This is a genomic window from Streptomyces sp. NPDC107500 (assembly GCF_055582785.1).
Genome location: NZ_JBVJPF010000008.1, coordinates 79242 through 95480 on the forward strand (window position 1 = coordinate 79242; position 16239 = coordinate 95480).

The 16239-nt window shown below is 70.5% G+C and carries 14 protein-coding genes, 1 tRNA gene and 1 riboswitch; of the genes, 3 read left to right on the top strand and 12 right to left on the bottom strand.

The genetic code is table 11. From position 1 onward, the window contains the following. Positions 1 to 21: 21 nt before the first annotated feature. The gene (locus tag ACZ67M_RS29605; protein ID WP_234961090.1) at positions 22 to 333 is read right to left on the bottom strand and encodes a hypothetical protein; all 312 of its coding nucleotides are present in this window, start codon (positions 331 to 333) and stop codon (positions 22 to 24) included. 103 nt (positions 334 to 436) lie between these two features. Between ACZ67M_RS29605 and ACZ67M_RS29610 the strand changes: the two genes are divergently transcribed. Next, positions 437 to 667: a DUF4287 domain-containing protein gene (locus tag ACZ67M_RS29610; RefSeq protein WP_064728274.1), complete on the top strand. Its 231-nt coding sequence runs from the start codon at positions 437 to 439 to the stop codon at positions 665 to 667. An 83-nt stretch (positions 668 to 750) separates the two neighbouring features. Here the strand turns inward: ACZ67M_RS29610 and ACZ67M_RS29615 are convergent, their stop codons facing one another. The 3 genes from ACZ67M_RS29615 to ACZ67M_RS29625 all read right to left on the bottom strand — a co-directional run bounded on the left by ACZ67M_RS29615 (position 751) and on the right by ACZ67M_RS29625 (position 3255). After that, positions 751 to 1671: a Bax inhibitor-1/YccA family protein gene (locus ACZ67M_RS29615; protein ID WP_122617029.1), complete on the bottom strand. Its 921-nt coding sequence runs from the start codon at positions 1669 to 1671 to the stop codon at positions 751 to 753. A 168-nt stretch (positions 1672 to 1839) separates the two neighbouring features. Further along, on the bottom strand, positions 1840 to 3027 hold the full coding sequence (locus ACZ67M_RS29620; protein WP_385802760.1) for a 4-hydroxybenzoate 3-monooxygenase: 1188 nt from the start codon (positions 3025 to 3027) through the stop codon (positions 1840 to 1842). A gap of 144 nt (positions 3028 to 3171) precedes the next feature. After that, a tRNA-Leu gene (locus ACZ67M_RS29625) sits at positions 3172 to 3255 on the bottom strand. A 382-nt stretch (positions 3256 to 3637) separates the two neighbouring features. Here ACZ67M_RS29625 and ACZ67M_RS29630 point away from each other — a divergent pair. Both ACZ67M_RS29630 and ACZ67M_RS29635 read left to right on the top strand, forming a co-directional pair. After that, positions 3638 to 4408, top strand: a complete 771-nt coding sequence (locus ACZ67M_RS29630) for an ABC transporter ATP-binding protein (RefSeq protein WP_161342920.1) — start codon at positions 3638 to 3640, stop codon at positions 4406 to 4408. A 72-nt stretch (positions 4409 to 4480) separates the two neighbouring features. Further along, positions 4481 to 7012: an ABC transporter permease gene (locus ACZ67M_RS29635; protein ID WP_392017506.1), complete on the top strand. Its 2532-nt coding sequence runs from the start codon at positions 4481 to 4483 to the stop codon at positions 7010 to 7012. A gap of 73 nt (positions 7013 to 7085) precedes the next feature. On the opposite strand, the gene ACZ67M_RS29640 is transcribed toward ACZ67M_RS29635, so the two are convergent. The 8 genes from ACZ67M_RS29640 to ACZ67M_RS29675 form a co-directional block, all read right to left on the bottom strand. After that, positions 7086 to 8402, bottom strand: coding sequence for a class I SAM-dependent methyltransferase (locus ACZ67M_RS29640; protein WP_469853615.1), 1317 nt, complete (start codon positions 8400 to 8402; stop codon positions 7086 to 7088). 221 nt (positions 8403 to 8623) lie between these two features. Beyond that, on the bottom strand, positions 8624 to 10042 hold the full coding sequence (locus ACZ67M_RS29645; RefSeq protein ID WP_361357920.1) for an NAD(P)/FAD-dependent oxidoreductase: 1419 nt from the start codon (positions 10040 to 10042) through the stop codon (positions 8624 to 8626). 418 nt (positions 10043 to 10460) lie between these two features. Further along, the gene (locus ACZ67M_RS29650) at positions 10461 to 11402 is read right to left on the bottom strand and encodes a Ppx/GppA phosphatase family protein (RefSeq protein WP_392017501.1); all 942 of its coding nucleotides are present in this window, start codon (positions 11400 to 11402) and stop codon (positions 10461 to 10463) included. Then, positions 11399 to 11941, bottom strand: a complete 543-nt coding sequence (locus tag ACZ67M_RS29655) for a DUF501 domain-containing protein (RefSeq protein ID WP_234961097.1) — start codon at positions 11939 to 11941, stop codon at positions 11399 to 11401. Before ACZ67M_RS29655 ends, ACZ67M_RS29650 begins: the two co-directional genes overlap by 4 nt. Before the next feature lie 49 nt (positions 11942 to 11990). After that, positions 11991 to 12473 (bottom strand): FtsB family cell division protein, encoded by a 483-nt coding sequence (locus ACZ67M_RS29660; RefSeq protein ID WP_125491366.1) that lies wholly within the window; start codon positions 12471 to 12473, stop codon positions 11991 to 11993. A 99-nt stretch (positions 12474 to 12572) separates the two neighbouring features. After that, positions 12573 to 13853, bottom strand: a complete 1281-nt coding sequence (gene eno / locus ACZ67M_RS29665; protein ID WP_079155847.1) for a phosphopyruvate hydratase — start codon at positions 13851 to 13853, stop codon at positions 12573 to 12575. A gap of 243 nt (positions 13854 to 14096) precedes the next feature. Beyond that, the gene (locus tag ACZ67M_RS29670) at positions 14097 to 14798 is read right to left on the bottom strand and encodes a transglycosylase family protein (protein ID WP_469853616.1); all 702 of its coding nucleotides are present in this window, start codon (positions 14796 to 14798) and stop codon (positions 14097 to 14099) included. Between the two features lie 3 nt (positions 14799 to 14801). Beyond that, a riboswitch (cyclic di-AMP (ydaO/yuaA leader) is annotated at positions 14802 to 14968 on the bottom strand. 183 nt (positions 14969 to 15151) lie between these two features. Then, the gene (locus ACZ67M_RS29675) at positions 15152 to 16171 is read right to left on the bottom strand and encodes a transglycosylase family protein (protein ID WP_469853617.1); all 1020 of its coding nucleotides are present in this window, start codon (positions 16169 to 16171) and stop codon (positions 15152 to 15154) included. Positions 16172 to 16239 lie beyond the last annotated feature (68 nt).

The following is a 16239-nucleotide window of genomic DNA, read 5'->3' on the forward strand; positions in this document are numbered from 1 at the left end:
TCCCCGGACTTCCCCGGGGCCCTAGACCCCGGCCCGCTTGCGGGCCTCCTCCACCAGCCCCGCCGCTTCTTCCACCTGGCCCTCGTCCGTCAGTACGAGGGCCAAGTCGTGTGCGGCGACGGCGATCTGGTCGGCGGCCGCGAACATGCCCGCGTCGGGCATCAGACGGGGCTCGGCCCCCGGTTCCTCGATCAGCTGGGCGCGCCGGGCCAGCTCCCGGGCCAGCTCCAGCGCCTCGGCGGCGGCGCCGCGTTGGAGTCTGCTCTGCGGGGCGGCCCGCAGGCGGTCGGCGAAGTCGTCCACGGCACGGGTCAAAGGCGTCGTATCAACCACGGCGCGAGCGTACGCGGCCGTCCGGGACTGTTGCCAACGGGCGAACACTCAGGCACGGTGACCTGAAGGACCGGCTTACAACCCCTTTCGCCCGGAGGCGCCGATGTCCCAAGTCTTCTCCGAGGAGACCCATCGCAATCTGCTCGCCCGCATTCCCCAGTGCACCGGTCGTGAGATCTCCGACTGGCTGCGTGCCGTCGAGGACGGCCCCTCCCTTTTCCGCTTCGAGGAGAAGGTCAGCTGGCTCCGCCACGAACACAACCTCGCGTACGGCCACGCGAAGGCCATCGTCCACGAGTACGACCTGAGAAGGGCCGCGCGCAACCTGCTCTGAGCGGGCGCGCCGGCACACGACGACGAAGGGCCCCGGGCTTGAAGCCCGGGGCCCTTCACTTGTCACACCGACGGCGGTGTCCGCTAGTCGTTGCTGTTCAAGATCGCGATGAGTCGCAGGAACTCGAGGTAGATCCAGACCAGCGTCAGCGTGAGGCCGAAGGCCGCGAGCCAGGCCTCCTCGCGCGGCGCACCGTAGGCCAGCCCGTCCTCGACCTGCTTGAAGTCCAGGGCGAGGAAGCAGGCGCCGAGGATGACGCCGACGATGCCGAAGACGACACCGAGCGCACCGCTGCGGAAGCCGAGGCCGTCGCCGCCGCCGAAGACGGCGAACAGCAGGTTCACCATCATCAGGAAGACGAAGCCGAGCGCCGCCGCCATCACGAAGCCGTAGAAGCGGCGGTTGACGCGGATCCAGCCGGCCTTGTAGGCGATCAGCACACCGGCGAAGACCGCCATCGTGCCGATCACGGCCTGCATGGCCGCGCCGTCCGCGATGCGGTTGTCGACGACGCTGGAGACGACGCCGAGGAAGACACCCTCGAACGCCGCGTACGACAGGATCAGCGCGGGCGAGGCCTTGCGCTTGAAGGACTGGACGAGCGCCAGGACCATGCCGATCAGGGCGGCACCGATGCCGATGCCGTACGAGCGGCCGATGTTGGCGTCGTCCACGGGCAGCAGCGCCCAGGCGAGCGCGGCGGTCACCACGAGCACGCCGAGCGTGCTGCCGGTGCGGATGACGACGTCGTCCATCGTCATCCGGCCGGTGGTGGCCGGCGCCTGCGGCGGCGTGCCGTACTGAAGGTCCTGCTGGGCGTACGGGTTTTGCGCGTACGGGTTGTCGGCCGGCTGGGCGTACGGGTTGCCCTGCGTGCCCTGCGCGTACGGGTTGCCCTGCGTGGCGACGGCGGGTCCCCCGGCCTGCGGCGCGGCGTTGAAGCCCGCGTAGCCGTTGTCGCGGCTGAACCCCCGTCGCGAGAAGACCGGGTTTCTGCTCCTCATTTCACTCCTCCATGGCCACACGGCGCAGCCTTGGCTCAAGAGTAATAGAACGGCAAAGGAATGACCCTACTGCTTGGGGAGGATCTTTCCCTCGCTCTGGCGCACAACACGCTACGCCGATCAGTGATTCCCCTCACGGCCGGGGCCCCACGGGACGTCCGGGACCGCTCACCCGATCGGGAACCCGGTGTAGGCCTCGGCGAGGTCGGTCTCGGCGGCGCGGGAGGAGGCGATCCGGTCCAGGCGGGCCACCTGGAGGCGGTCGTCGAAGGGCGTGGCGGCCGGATCACGGTGGAGCAGGGTCGTCATGTCGTACGAGAACCGCTCGGCCTGCCAGACGCGGCGCAGGCAGGTGGCGGAGTAGGCGTCGAGCAGCGCGTCGGAGCCGGTCCCGGCGCGGTGGGCCAGGGCCCGCGCGAGGGTGACGACGTCGCCGACGGCGAGGTTGAGGCCCTTGGCACCGGTGGGCGGCACGATGTGCGCGGCGTCGCCGGCCAGGAAGAGGCGGCCGTGCCGCATGGGCTCGTGGACGTAGGAGCGCATGGGGGTGACGGACTTCTGGGTGATGGGGCCGCGGCGCAGCGTCCAGTCGTCGTCGGTCTCGAAGCGGCGCTCCAGCTCGGCCCAGATCTCGTCGTCGCTCCAGCTGTCGGCGTCCGTGTCCGCGGGGACCTGGAGGTAGAGGCGGGAGACGGAGGGGGAGCGCATGGACAGCAGGGCGAAGCCGCGGTCGTGGCGGGCATAGACCAGCTCGTCGTGGGAGGGGGCGACGTCGGCGAGGATGCCGAGCCAGCCGAAGGGGTACGTCCGTTCGAAGGTGCGGCCGCCTGGGACCGCCGTCCGGGCGATGCCCCAGAAGCCGTCGCAGCCGACGACGTAGTCGCACTCCAGGACGTCCTCCGTCCCCGCGTCGCCGTCGGCGCCGCCGTGCCGGAAGCGGATGCGCGGGCGGTCGGTCTCGGCGCCCTCCACGGCCAGCGCCTCGGCCTCGAAGAGCAGCGGGCCGCCGTCCTCCAGCTGGAGGGCGATGAGGTCCTTGCAGACCTCGGTCTGGGCGTAGACCATGACGGACCTGCCGCCGGTGAGCGCGGGGAAGTCCACGCGGTGGCGCCGCCGGTCGAAGCGCAGCTCGATGCCGTCGTGGCGCAGCCCCTCGCGGTCCATCCGCTCCCCCGCCCCGGCCGCGCGCAGCACGTCCACCGTGCCCTGCTCCAGGATCCCGGCGCGCTGCCTGCGCTCGACGTAGGCGCGGTCGCGGCTCTCCAGGACGACCGAGTCGATCCCGGCGTTGTGGAGCAGCCGGGCCAGCAGGAGTCCGGCGGGGCCGGCCCCGATGATGCCGACGGTGGTGCGCATCGGTCGTCCCTTCGTTCGTGTTTGCTCGTTCGCCTGGTGAAATTTCCTTCACCGAATGCCGAGAGGAGTTTCCGACCACACGCACGCCGCTGTCAACGGTTCAGGGGGCCGGGAGGCTGCGGAGCTGAAGGGAAGCGTCGGAAGTGCCCGGAGCCGGACTTGAACCGGCACGCCCTCGAAGGGGCAGCGAGGTTTAAGCTCGCCGTGTCTGCATTCCACCATCCGGGCAGGCCATGGGCTCCGCGTCGAGTCCCTTGAGCCTATCGGGACACACCTCCCGAACCGTGGGCGGGAGGTGCGATGTTGTCTTATTTTATTGGCGCCTGAGGGTCCATCAGTTCCTGGTTCAGGCCATCAGTACTCGCCAACAGCCTCGCGGGCGGTGGCCCTCGGCGCACGTGGAATGACGGGATTTCACCGTCCCGGTCAGGGCGCCCGCCCCGTTCCGCCGTCGGGGTCGGCCGTCATCCGCAGGTATGACACCGCCGCCGCCCGTCCGACCGAAGTCGCCCCCCGAAACCGGAACAGCGGCTGACTACACGGCGCCGTCCGGGAGGAACGATGGGAGACGTCCCCGAGCACACGCCGTACCGACAGGAGCGCCCTTCCCGTGACCACCGCACCCATCGCCGACCGGTCCACCGTCGTGGCCGCACGCGCCACGGAGCTGTCCAAGATCTACGGCCAGGGTGAGACCCAGGTGGTCGCCCTGGACCGCGTCTCCATCGACTTCCGGCAGGCCGAGCTGACCGCCATCATGGGCCCCTCCGGCTCCGGCAAGTCCACCCTGATGCACTGCGTGGCCGGACTCGACACCTTCTCCTCGGGCTCCGTGCGCATCGGTGAGACCGAGCTGGGCTCGCTGAAGGACAAGCAGCTGACCAAGTTGCGCCGGGACAAGATCGGCTTCATCTTCCAGGCGTTCAACCTGCTGCCGACGCTGACCGCGCTGGAGAACATCACCCTCCCGATGGACATCGCGGGCCGCAAGCCGGACAAGCAGTGGGTGGACTCCGTGATCGAGATGGTCGGCCTCTCCGGCCGGCTCGGGCACCGCCCCGCCCAGCTCTCCGGCGGCCAGCAGCAGCGGGTCGCCGTGGCCCGGGCGCTGGCCTCCCGGCCGGAGATCATCTTCGGTGACGAGCCGACCGGAAACCTCGACTCCCGTTCCGGCGCCGAGGTGCTGGGCTTCCTGCGCAACTCGGTGCGGGAGCTGGGCCAGACGGTGGTGATGGTGACCCACGACCCGGTGGCCGCGGCCTACGCGGACCGGGTGGTCTTCCTCGCCGACGGGCGCATCGTCGACGAGCTGTACGGGCCGACGGCCGACGCGGTGCTGGACCGCATGAAGCGGTTCGACGCCAAGGGCCGCACCAGCTGACGTTCCGTCCGCTCGCCGCCCGCCCCCACCCCGTACCCCGTACGCCCGTACGTCTGGACAGAGAAGACCCCCATGTTCCGTACCGCCTTGCGCAACGTCTTCGCGCACAAGGCCAGGTTGTTGATGACCGTGCTCGCCGTGATGCTCGGCGTGGCGTTCGTGTCGGGCACCCTGGTCTTCGCCGACACCCTCTCCAACGCCTTCCGCAACCAGTCCGCGAAGAGCTACGACGACGTCGCCGTCGCCGTCAGCTCGCACGCCGACCCGGACAACCCCAAGGAGGAGCCCGGCCTCTCCGGCGAGGTCCTCGACAAGATCTCCGCCGTGGACGGCGTCGCCGGGGTGTACGGCCGCGTCGAGGGCTTCGCCGGTGTCGCCGACCCCGACGGGAAGCTCATCGGCGTCGGCTGGTCCAACAAGGGCTCCAACTTCGCGCCCGGCAAGGACGGCAAGGACACCGCGTACACGTTCACCGACGGCTCCGGCCCGGTGAAGGACGACCAGATCGCCCTGGACGAGGAGTCCGCCGGCAAGGGCGAGTACAAGGTCGGCGACCGGGTACGCGTGGCGACCAACGGCCCGGTGAAGGAGTACACCCTCAGCGGTGTGTTCACCACCGAGGACGGCGCCGTCAACGCCGGCGGCAGCCTCGTCCTCTTCGACACCGCCGTCGCCCAGCGGCAGTACCTCCAGCCCGGCTACTTCGAGAGCGCCACCGTGGCCGCCGCCCCCGGCGCCGACGACGCGCGGGTCCTGAAGGCGGTCGAGCCGCTGCTGCCGGAGACCGCCGAGGCGCAGACGGGCCAGGCGCTCGCGGACGAGCAGGCCGACCAGATCGAACAGGGCATGGGCAACCTCAAGCAGGTCCTGCTCGGTTTCGCGGGCATCGCGCTCTTCGTCGGCATCTTCCTGATCTCCAACACGTTCACGATGCTGGTCGCCCAGCGCACCAAGGAAATCGCCCTGATGCGGGCCGTCGGCGCGTCCCGCAGGCAGATCACCCGCTCGGTGCTCGCCGAGGCCGCGGTGGTGGGTCTGGTGGCCTCGGCCGTCGGCTTCGCCCTCGGCGTCGGTCTCGCCGTCGGACTGCGCTCCGGCATGGCCGCGTTCGACATGAAGATGCCGGCCGGTCCGCTGGTCCTGTCCGCCACCCCGGTGGTCGCGGCGTTCGTGGTGGGCGTGCTGATCACGGTGTTCGCCGCCTGGCTGCCGGGCCGCCGGGCCGCGAAGATCCCGCCGGTGGCGGCCATGAACAGCGTCCACGCGGTGGCCACCACCAAGTCGCTGGTGCTGCGCAACTCCATCGGCGCCGCCGTCACCGCCCTCGGCGCGGTGGGGATCGTGGCGGGCGCCTCGACCGGCGGCGACGACGGCCGGCTGTACATCGGCGCGGGCGCGTTCCTGGCGCTGATCGGCGTGATCGTCCTCATCCCGCTGCTGTCCCGGCCCGTGATCGCACTCGTCCGTCCGCTGCTCGTCGGGCCGTTCGGGGTGGCGGGCAAGCTGGCCGGCCAGAACGCGGTCCGCAACCCGCGCCGTACCGGCGCCACCGCCTCGGCGCTGGCGATCGGACTGACGCTGGTGACCGCCCTGTCGGTGCTGGGCGTCACGGTCGGCGCGGCCATCGACAAGATGACCACGGACAACATCAGGGCCGACTACATGGTCTCGATGGCCAACGGAGGCGACCTCGACCGGTCCGCGCTGACGGCCCTGGAGAAGGCCGACGGCGTCTCCGCGGTCTCGCCGCAGCAGGACGCCTACTTCCGGGTCGACGGCGACTTCGTGTCCGCCTCCGCGGTCACCCCGGGCGACATCGAGAAGGTCCTGACCGTCGACACCGTCAGCGGCAACGCGGCCTCGCTCGCCCAGGGCCGGATCGCGGTCGCCGAGAAGACGGCCGAGAGCAGGGGCTGGAAGCCCGGCGACACCGTCTCCGTCACCTTCGACGACGACGAGAAGGCGAAGCTGACGGTCGGCGCCGTCTACAAGGACAGCGAGTTCCTCTCCCCCGTCCTGGTGGACCGGAAGGTGGTGGCGGGGCACGAGGCCAAGCCGTCCATCCGGCAGATCTTCGTGAAGACCGACGGCGGCCAGTCGGCGGCGAACGAGAAGGTCCTCGTCAACGCGCTCGGCGACAACCCCGCGATCACCGTGATGGACCGGCAGGACATCCGCGACGAGTTCGGCGGTGCCATCAACACCCTGCTGAACGTCATGTACGGCCTGCTGGCGATGGCCCTGATCATCGCGGTGCTCGGCGTCGTCAACACCCTCGCGATGTCCGTCTTCGAACGGCAGCAGGAGATCGGCATGCTGCGCGCGATCGGTCTGGACCGGCGCCGGGTGAAGCGGATGGTGCGGCTGGAGGCCGTCGTCATCTCGGTGTTCGGCGCGGTGGTCGGCATCGGTCTCGGCACGTTCCTCGGCTGGGCGATCGGCGAGACCGTCGCGGAGAGCATCCCGGGGTACGCGCTGGTCCTGCCCTGGGGCCGGATCGGGATCTTCGTGGCGCTGGCCGCTCTGGTGGGTGTCCTGGCCGCCATGTGGCCGGCCCGCAACGCCGCCCGGCTGAACATGCTGAACGCGATCAAGGCCGAGTGACCTGGCCGCGACGCGGTACACCAAAGGGCCGGGCTCCCCGCACGGGGGCCCGGCCCTTCGGGTCGGGTGGGGGTCAGGCCCGGTCGGGCGCGCCCCACACGCGGGCCCGCAGCGGCATCCCGGAGTCGCCCGAGGCGGGCGTCTTCACGGCGAGGACCTGGTTGACGCCGATGCGGTTGCGCTCGAAGGCGAGCGCGGAGGCGGCCATGTACAGCCGCCAGACGCGGGCGCGGCCGGGGCTGACCAGCTTCAGGGCCGCCGCCCACTCGGCCTCCAGGTTGGCGACCCAGCGGCGCAGGGTGAGCGCGTAGTGCTCGCGGATGGCCTCCACGTCGCGCACCTCGAACCCGGCCCGCTCCAGCTGGGTGACGGTGGTGCCGACGGGGGCGAGTTCGCCGTCCGGGAAGACGTAGGCGTCGATGAACTCGTCGACCTGGTAGGCGGACTCGTCCCGCTGGGGGCGGCGGGCGATCTGGTGGTTCAGCAGCCGTCCACCGGGCTTGAGGAGCCGGTGCAGGTCGGTGGCGTACTCCAGATAGCGCTCGGCGCCGACGTGCTCGGCCATGCCGATGGACGAGATGGCGTCGTACGGCCCGTCGGACACGTCCCGGTAGTCCTGGACGCGGATCTCCACCCGGTCGGTGAGGCCCTCGTCGGCGACGCGCTTGCGGGCGTAGACCGCCTGTTCCTGGGAGAGCGTCACGCCGACGACGCTCACCCCGTACTCGCGGGCCGCGTGGATCGCCATGGAGCCCCAGCCGCAGCCGACGTCGAGGAGGCGCTGACCGGGGCTCAGGCCGAGCTTGCGGCTGACGAGTTCGAGCTTGTCGCGCTGGGCGTCCTCCAGGGTGCCGCCCTCGGCCGGAAGGGCCGGCCAGTAGGCGCAGGAGTACACCATGGACGGGCCGAGGACGAGTTCGTAGAAGTCGTTGCCCACGTCGTAGTGGTGGCTGATGGCCCGTCTGTCGCTGCGCTTGGTGTGCAGGTGGCCGCGGGCCCGGCGGATCTCCTCCGGCGGCGGTGCGGGCGGCAGCGGCGGCCCGGCGAGGCGCACCAGTCCGCGTACGGCGGCCCGGACCTCGGGGTCGCGCAGCGCCTCGGCCATGGAGCGGGCGTCCTCGCCGCGCTCCCAGACGAGTCCGGCCATGGCTTCGAGGACGGTGTAGAGGTCTCCGTCGACGTCGACGTCGCCGGCCACCCAGGCGCGGGCCAGGCCGAGTTCACCCGGCTTGAACAGCAGGCGGCGCAGGGCCCTGCGGTTGCGGACGACGAGGGCCGGCGCACCCGGCGGGCCCGCCTCGGAACCGTCCCAGGCGCGGATGCGCACCCTCAGGGGTGCTCCCAGCAACTGTTCGAAGAGGTTCTGCAGCCGCAGCGCGGCGTCAGCCATGGCGTACCTCCGTGATGTGCGATCCCGGAATGTCCAACACCACGTAAACACCTGGGAGCCCGCCGTACAGTCCCCGGCGCGCGTTACGACTCGGCAAAATACTTGTACACACCATCGAGATCGTCGCTCCGCCGGAGCAACGCGAAGGGGCCGCCCGCACCACGGATGGCGGGCGGCCCCTTCGGGGTACCGCGGGTACTACCGACGCTCGGGAGCCGGGGTCAGGAGGCCTTGGCCTTCTCCTCGGACTTCTCCGACGACGCGGCCTTCTCGCTCTGGCCGGCGGCCTTCGGCGGGGCGACCGGCGCCGGCTTGGCGGCCTCGTAGAACTCCTCGCGCGGAGTCTCCATCGCACCGAGGGAGACGACCTCGCGCTTGAGGAACATGCCGAGGGTCCAGTCCGCGAAGACGCGGATCTTCCGGTTGAACGTCGGCATCGCCATGCCGTGGTAGCCACGGTGCATGTACCAGGCGAGACGGCCCTTGAGCTTGATCTTCATCTTGCCCATGACGATCATCGCGACGCCCTTGTGCAGGCCGAGGCCCGCCACCGCGCCCTTGTTGGCGTGGCTGTACTCCTTCTGCGGGAAGCCCCGCATGCCGGAGATCACGTTGTCGCCGAGGACCTTGGCCTGGCGCAGCGCGTGCTGGGCGTTCGGCGGGCACCAGGCGTTCTCGTTGCCCGCCTTGCGGCCGACGAGGTCCGGCACCTGGGCGTTGTCGCCCGCGGCCCAGATGTAGTCGGTGCCCTTGACCTGGAGGGTCGGCTCGCAGTCGACGTGACCGCGGGGACCCAGCGGCAGGCCGAAGCGGGAGAGCGCCGGGTTGGGCTTGACGCCGGCCGTCCACACGATGGTGTTGGAGTCGACCTCCAGCCCGTTCTTCAGCACCACGTGGCCGTCGACGCAGGAGTCCATGGAGGTGGACAGGTAGACCTCGACGCCGCGGCCCTCGAGGTGCTCCTTGCCGTACTGGCCGAGCTTGGGGCCGACCTCGGGGAGGATCTTGTCGGCGGCGTCGACGAGGACGAAGCGCATGTCCTCGCGGGAGACGTTGGTGTAGTACTTGGCCGCGTCGCGGGCCATGTCCTCGACCTCACCGATGGTCTCCGCGCCGGCGAAACCGCCGCCGATGAAGACGAAGGTGAGCGCCTTGCGGCGGATCTCCTCGTCGGTGGTGGAGTCGGCCTTGTCCAGCTGCTCCAAGACGTGGTTGCGCAGGCCGATGGACTCCTCGATGCCCTTCATGCCGATGCCCTGCTCGGCGAGGCCGGGGATCGGGAAGGTGCGGGAGACCGCGCCCATGGCGATGACCAGGTAGTCGAAGGGCAGCTCGTACGCCTCGCCCACCAGCGGGGCGATCGTGGCGACCTTGCGGTCCTGGTCGATGGTGGTGACCCGGCCGGTGAGGACCTCCGCCTTGGGGAGCACGCGCCTGAGGGGGACGACGACGTGTCGGGGGGAGATGCTGCCGGCGGCGGCTTCGGGGAGGAAGGGCTGGTAGGTCATGTACGACCGCGGGTCGACGACGGTGACGGTCGCCTCGCCGTAACGCATCTTCTTCTGGATGCGTCGAGCTGCGTACAGGCCTACGTACCCACCGCCTACTACGAGGATCCTGGGACGCTCCGTGGTGCTCATGCCATCGAGTATCCACCCGTCCCAGGGGGGTCGTTCGTGCGCCCCTTCACAAGCTCGTGTTAGGTCTGTGTTACCATCCGCCACTCACGTGACGGAGATCATGGTGAGGCGAGGAACCGGCCCCCCTCACACCCCGTTGTCAATGCCGCGTGAGCTGCTCCTCCGTGCCGCCGGGGAGGGTGGGCCACCCGCTCGCGGCCCGCCTCCGAGGCACCCTCCGAGCACCGTCCTGAACACGTTCAAAGGGCAGTTGACACCCCAAAAGGGTCAACGACCGCGCTTTCGTCGTCCGACAGGGCCCAATTCCTTGTGAAGAACTTCACGAACTTTCCGGACGGGACGTCACCGGGAGGCCCGTGAGGCCCCCCGGCGGCCGCTCAATCGTCGTCCGTCCTGCTCAGACCGGCACCCCGCGCGGCTACGCGACCGACCACGCGATGCCGTCGAGGATGTCGTGCTCGCTCACGACGACCTCCTCCGCACCCGTCCGCTCCATGATCGAGAGCAGCACCAGCGCGCCCGCCGCGATCACGTCGACGCGGCCCGGGTGCATGGAGGGGACGGCCGCCCGCTCGGCGTGCGTGGAGCGCAGCAGCCAGTCGGTGATCTCCCGGACCCGGTCCCGGGAGACCCGGGAGTGGTGGATGGCGGCCGAGTCGTACGCGGGCAGCTCCTGCGCGATGGCGGACACCGTCGTCACCGAACCGGCCAGCCCGACCAGCGTGCGCGCCTCGCGCAGCGGCACCGTCTCCTCGGCGAGGTCGAGCGCCGCCTCGATGTCGGCCCGCATCGCCCGGACCTGCTCGGCGGTGGGCGGGTCGGTCACCGCGCCCTCGCGCACCAGGTGCCGCTCGGTCATCCGCACGCAGCCGACGTCCACCGAACGGGCGGCGCGCACCCGGTCGTCGCCCACCACGAACTCGGTGGATCCGCCCCCGATGTCGACGACCAGGTAGGGCCGGTCGAGGTGGTCGCGCCCCGCCAGCTCCCTGGTCGCCCCGGTGAAGGAGAACTCCGCCTCCTGGTCGCCGGAGATGACCTCCGGCTCCACGCCGAGGATGTCCAGCACCCCGCGCACGAAGTCGTCGCGGTTCTCCGCGTCCCGGGAGGCGGAGGTCGCCACGAAGCGCAGCCGCTCGGCGCCGTGCTCCTTGATCACCTCGGCGTACTCGCGGCAGGCGGCGAAGGTCCGCTCCAGCGCCTCCGGCGCCAGCCGCCCGGTGCGGTCCACGCCCTGGCCGAGCCGCACGATGGTCATGCGGCGGTCCAGGTCGGTCAGCTCACCGGTGGCCGGGTCCGCGTCCGCGACCAGCAGCCGGATGGAGTTCGTGCCGCAGTCGACGGCGGCGACCCGGGTCACTGGGCGTCCTCCTGGCCGGCGGGGCCGGCGGGCGTCACGCACGGACCCTTGCGCCACCACTCGGGCAGCAGCGCGATCGCCTCGTCGCCCAGCGGATTGACGCCGGGCCCGGCCGCCAGCGAGTGGGCGACCAGCACGTGCAGGCACTTGACCCGGTCCGGCATGCCGCCCGCGCTCGGGAATCCGGTCAGCTCCTCGATCTCGTCGCGGCGCCGGATGTAGTCCTCGTGCGCCGCGCGGTAGGCGGCGGCCAGCTCCGGGTCGGCGGCGAGGCGCTCGGTCATCTCCTTCATCACGCCGTTCGCCTCCAGCGTGCCGATGGCGGAGGCCGCCTTCGGGCACGTCAGGTAGTACAGCGTCGGGAAGGGCGTGCCGTCGGGCAGCCGCGGCGCCGTCTCCACGACGTCCGGCTGTCCGCAGGGGCAGCGGTGCGCGATGGCGCGCAGGCCGCGCGGAGGACGGCCGAGCTGCTGCTTGAAGGCCAGCACGTCCGCGTCGGTGGGCTCGGTGCGCGGCGTGGTCGGCGGGGGAGTCTGCATGACTGTCTTCTGCTGGTCTTCCTGTTGAGTCAGTGCCGGCGCGGTCGGTTCACGGCCGGCGGGCGGCGGCGTCGGCCTTGTCGACACCGTCCCAGACGTTCCGGTACCAGGGGCGGTCGGCGCCGCCGGACTCGGCGCGGGCCTTCCTGGCGGCGTCCGGGTCGACGACGACGAACCCCGTCTCCCCCGGCATCACGTAGTGCAGCCGCAGCCGGACCTGCTGCTCGGCGTAGGCGTCGTCCTGCCAGCGCGCCTTGAGGTCGCGCAGTTCCTCGACCCGGTCCCGGGTCTCCTGCTGCTCCCGCCGCAGGTCGGCGATCTCGGCGCGCTGGGCGACGTACTGCCGTATCGGATAGGCGAGCGCCACGACGAGGGAGCAGAGCACCATCGCGAGCAGCGCGGCCCGGCCGGTCAGCCGGGAGCGACGGGCCTGGCGCTTGGTCTGCGAGCGGTAGACCCGGGCCGCGGTCTGTTCCCCGATGATCCGGATCCTGGTCGCGGTGGAGAAACGGTCCCGGTCCTTCACCGCCATGTCTGTCCCCGCTTCCCGTCCACACGTGCGTACGTCCCCGCACACGGTACGGGACCGAGTACGGGGACGTACGTACGACGCCGCCTGTGACGGCGGCGCTCAGCCCTTGAAGCGGGGGAAGGCGCTGCGGCCGGCGTACACCGCGGCGTCGTCGAGGATCTCCTCGATGCGCAGCAGCTGGTTGTACTTGGCGACGCGCTCGGAGCGGGCCGGGGCGCCGGTCTTGATCTGGCCGCAGTTGGTGGCGACGGCCAGGTCGGCGATGGTGACGTCCTCGGTCTCGCCGGAGCGGTGGGACATCATGCACTTGAAGCCGTTGCGCTGGGCCAGCTCCACGGCGTCCAGGGTCTCGGTCAGCGAACCGATCTGGTTGACCTTGACGAGCAGGGCGTTGGCCGAGTTCTCCTCGATGCCGCGGGCCAGGCGCTCCGGGTTGGTGACGAACAGGTCGTCGCCGACGAGCTGCACCTTGTCGCCGAGCTTGGCGGTGATGGTGTTCCAGCCGTCCCAGTCGTCCTCGAACAGCGGGTCCTCGATGGAGACCAGCGGGTACGCCTCGACCAGCTCGGCGTAGTACTCGGTCATCTCGGCGGCGGTGCGGCTCTTGCCCTCGAAGGCGTAGGAGCCGTCCTTGTAGAACTCGGACGCGGCGACGTCGAGCGCGAGGGCGATCTGCTCGCCGGGGGTGTAGCCGGCCTCCTTGATCGCCTCGAGGATGAGGTCGAGCGCCTCGCGGTTGGAGCCGAGGTTCGGGGCGAAGCCGCCCTCGTCGCCGAGGCCGGTGGCCAGGCCCTTGTTCTTCAGGACCTTCTTCAGCGTGTGGTAGACCTCGGCGCCCCAGCGCAGGGCCTCGGAGAAGGACTCCGCGCCGATCGGGGCGATCATGAACTCCTGGATGTCCACGTTGGAGTCGGCGTGCGAGCCGCCGTTCAGGATGTTCATCATCGGCACCGGCAGCAGGTGCGCGTTGGGGCCGCCCAGGTAGCGGAAGAGCGGCAGGTCGCTTGCCTCGGAGGCGGCGTGCGCGACGGCGAGGGAGACGCCGAGGATGGCGTTGGCGCCGAGCGAGCCCTTGTTGTCGGTGGCGTCCAGGTCGAACATGGCCTGGTCGATCAGGCGCTGCTCGGTGGCGTCGTATCCGACCAGCTCCGGGCCGATCTGCTCGATGACGGCGAGGACGGCCTTCTCGACGCCCTTGCCGAGGTAACGGCCCGGGTCGCCGTCACGGAGTTCGATGGCCTCGAAGGCACCGGTGGAGGCGCCGGACGGAACGGCGGCACGACCCGTGCTGCCGTCGTCGAGGCCGACCTCGACCTCGACCGTGGGGTTGCCTCGGGAGTCCAGGATTTCCCGGGCTACGACGACGTCGATGGACGGCACGAGCATCTCCTTCTTCAATGTGACGCTTCGGTGTGACGCGCGGGTCCGCAGGACCGCGTCGGCTCTGCGGGACCGAGCCTAACCGGCTCCGGGCGATCGGCCAGCCGATCGCCCACCCGCTGGACAGAACCGAGAGTAAATTGTTTCTGAACGAAACAAACAGGATTTGGCGACGGACGCGAAAATCCCGCCCCGGTGCGTACGGGGAACACGCACCGGGGCGGGAGTCGCGGCAGGCGCCGCTTACTTCAGGTGCAGCTGCTGACCCGGGAAGATCAGGTCGGCCTCGTCGACGATGTCGTCGTTCAGCTTGAACAGCTTCTCCCAGCCGCCCTTGACCTCGTGCTCCTGGGCGATGGAGCTGAGGGTGTCACCCTTGACGACCTTGTACTCGCCGTCACCCTTCTCGACCTTCTTGCCGGTGGGGGTGGTGACCGTCTTCTTCTCGGCCTTCTTCTCGGCCTTCGGCTCGGCGGCCGGGCGCTCGTCGGAGCGGGACGCCTTCTGCTCGGTGGAGCGGTCGGCGGTGGAGCCGCTGTCCTGGCTCTCACCGGAGCCGCCGCCGGTGTTCGTGGCGTTCGAGAGGCCGGTGCCGCAGACCGGCCAGGCACCCTTGCCCTGGCCCGCGAGCACCTTCTCGGCGATCTCGATCTGCTGCGCCTTGCTGGCCTGGTCGGCGGTGGCGGCGTACTGGGTGCCGCCGTAGCCGGACCAGGTGGAGGCGGAGAACTGGAGGCCGCCGTAGTAGCCGTTGCCGGTGTTGATGGACCAGTTGCCACCGGACTCGCACTGGGCGACGGCGTCCCACTCGGAGGTGGTGGCGGCGGAGGCGTTGCCGGCCGCCATCAGCGGGGCGGCGACGGCGGCACCGGTCACGCCGGCGACGGCGATGACGCGAGTGGCCTTGGACGGACGACGGTGCTTGCCCTTGCCGGAAAACAGCATGGTTGATCCCCTCACCGACGCCTGCGAGGTGAGCTGTCGGGTTCGGGCCGGTTGAGTTGCCCGGCCGGGTTCCTCGCGGAACTCGGCTCCACCCCTAGCCGCTCCGGCAGAACTGCCCGGTGCGGCACTTACCTTGGGTCCCCCGCTCCTGCCTTCGGCGCTTGACGCGACGACTGTTCCCGTACGGCCGCTGGCAGGATTCGGCGTTGCGGCTGTCGGGGCCCGCGGTGGCGAGCGGTCATGACCGTAGACACGCGCTCCGCGGATTTTCAAAGACGATCACGGCTTCTGAGACCTATCTCTCACGAGATCCAAAACGGACATAGAGTCTCTAACCGTGACGTGAACTCCCTCTACTTTTCGCCCGATTCGCCCGTGACCGTGAGCGTCTGACCGGGCAGGATGTGGTCGGGGTCCTGGCCGACGACCCTCTCGTTGTCGGAGTAGAGCGCACGCCATCCGCCGTCGACGCCAAGGGAGTCGGCGATGACCCAGAGATTGTCCCCGGAGCGGACCATGTAGGAGCCGTCGTCGGCGTCCCTCGACCCTCCGTCACGCGAGGCGTGCCGGCCCGAGGTGCTGTCGGTGAGGCCCTTCCAGCGCCCGCCCTCGTCCGCGCTGTCGCCGCGGTGCTTGCCCGAGCCCGACGAGCGGTCGGCGGCCTCCGGTTCGGTGGCGCGACGGTCACTTTCGGACGATGTGCCCGTCTTGGTGGATTGATCCTTGCCGCCGGACGCATCGTCAGAGGAGTCCGACCCGGAGGACGGAGAAGACGACGAAGAGGGCGAAGCGGACGAACCCGGAGTCGGTTCGGTCTCCTTCTCCGAACCCGACGACGCGTCGGACGACTCGGATGATTCGGACGACTCGGGCGAGTCCGACGCCTTGGGCGAACCCGTCGGCTCGGGCGCCTTGGACCCGGCGGGGTCGGGGGTGTCCGACGCCTTCGGGGCCTGCGAACCCTCCGACGCACCGTCACCGGTCGGCGCGGTGGCGCCCGGGGGGTTGCCGAGGCCCGCGAGCAGCCCGCAGGTCGGCCAGGCCGCGATGCCCTGGTCCGCGTACAGCTTCTCGGCGATTCTTATCTGCTGGGAGCGACTGGCCTGGTCGGCGCTGGCCGCGTACTCCAGACCGCCGTACCGCTCCCACGCCTCCTGGGGGAGCTGGAGGCCGCCGTAGTAGCCGTTGCCGGCGTTCTGGCTCCAGGCCCCGCCGGTCTCGCACTCGGCGACCTGGTCCCAGTTCACCCCGGCCGCGTGGGCGCCGGTGGCGCCGAGCAGCGGGATGGCGATGGCGGAGCCGGTCACTCCGGCGGCGACGACCAGTGCGGGAGCCTGGCGGGGGCGGCGATGACGACCGTTCCCGGAGAGCATGCGACGACCTTTCACAGACGACGGGGACCGTGCGGCGGGTGATGCTCGTCGCCACACTGGTTCGTGAA

Bases quoted from the DNA above. Each gene is read 5' to 3' on its own strand.
- ACZ67M_RS29610 (WP_064728274.1), top strand. From the start codon at position 437: ATGTCCCAAGTCTTCTCCGAGGAGACCCATCGCAATCTGCTCGCCCGC.
- ACZ67M_RS29615 (WP_122617029.1), bottom strand. From the start codon at position 1,671: ATGAGGAGCAGAAACCCGGTCTTCTCGCGACGGGGGTTCAGCCGCGAC.
- ACZ67M_RS29620 (WP_385802760.1), bottom strand. From the start codon at position 3,027: ATGCGCACCACCGTCGGCATCATCGGGGCCGGCCCCGCCGGACTCCTG.
- ACZ67M_RS29635 (WP_392017506.1), top strand. From the start codon at position 4,481: ATGTTCCGTACCGCCTTGCGCAACGTCTTCGCGCACAAGGCCAGGTTG.
- ACZ67M_RS29640 (WP_469853615.1), bottom strand. From the start codon at position 8,402: ATGGCTGACGCCGCGCTGCGGCTGCAGAACCTCTTCGAACAGTTGCTG.
- ACZ67M_RS29645 (WP_361357920.1), bottom strand. From the start codon at position 10,042: ATGAGCACCACGGAGCGTCCCAGGATCCTCGTAGTAGGCGGTGGGTAC.
- ACZ67M_RS29655 (WP_234961097.1), bottom strand. From the start codon at position 11,941: ATGCAGACTCCCCCGCCGACCACGCCGCGCACCGAGCCCACCGACGCG.
- ACZ67M_RS29660 (WP_125491366.1), bottom strand. From the start codon at position 12,473: ATGGCGGTGAAGGACCGGGACCGTTTCTCCACCGCGACCAGGATCCGG.
- ACZ67M_RS29670 (WP_469853616.1), bottom strand. From the start codon at position 14,798: ATGCTGTTTTCCGGCAAGGGCAAGCACCGTCGTCCGTCCAAGGCCACT.
- ACZ67M_RS29675 (WP_469853617.1), bottom strand. From the start codon at position 16,171: ATGCTCTCCGGGAACGGTCGTCATCGCCGCCCCCGCCAGGCTCCCGCA.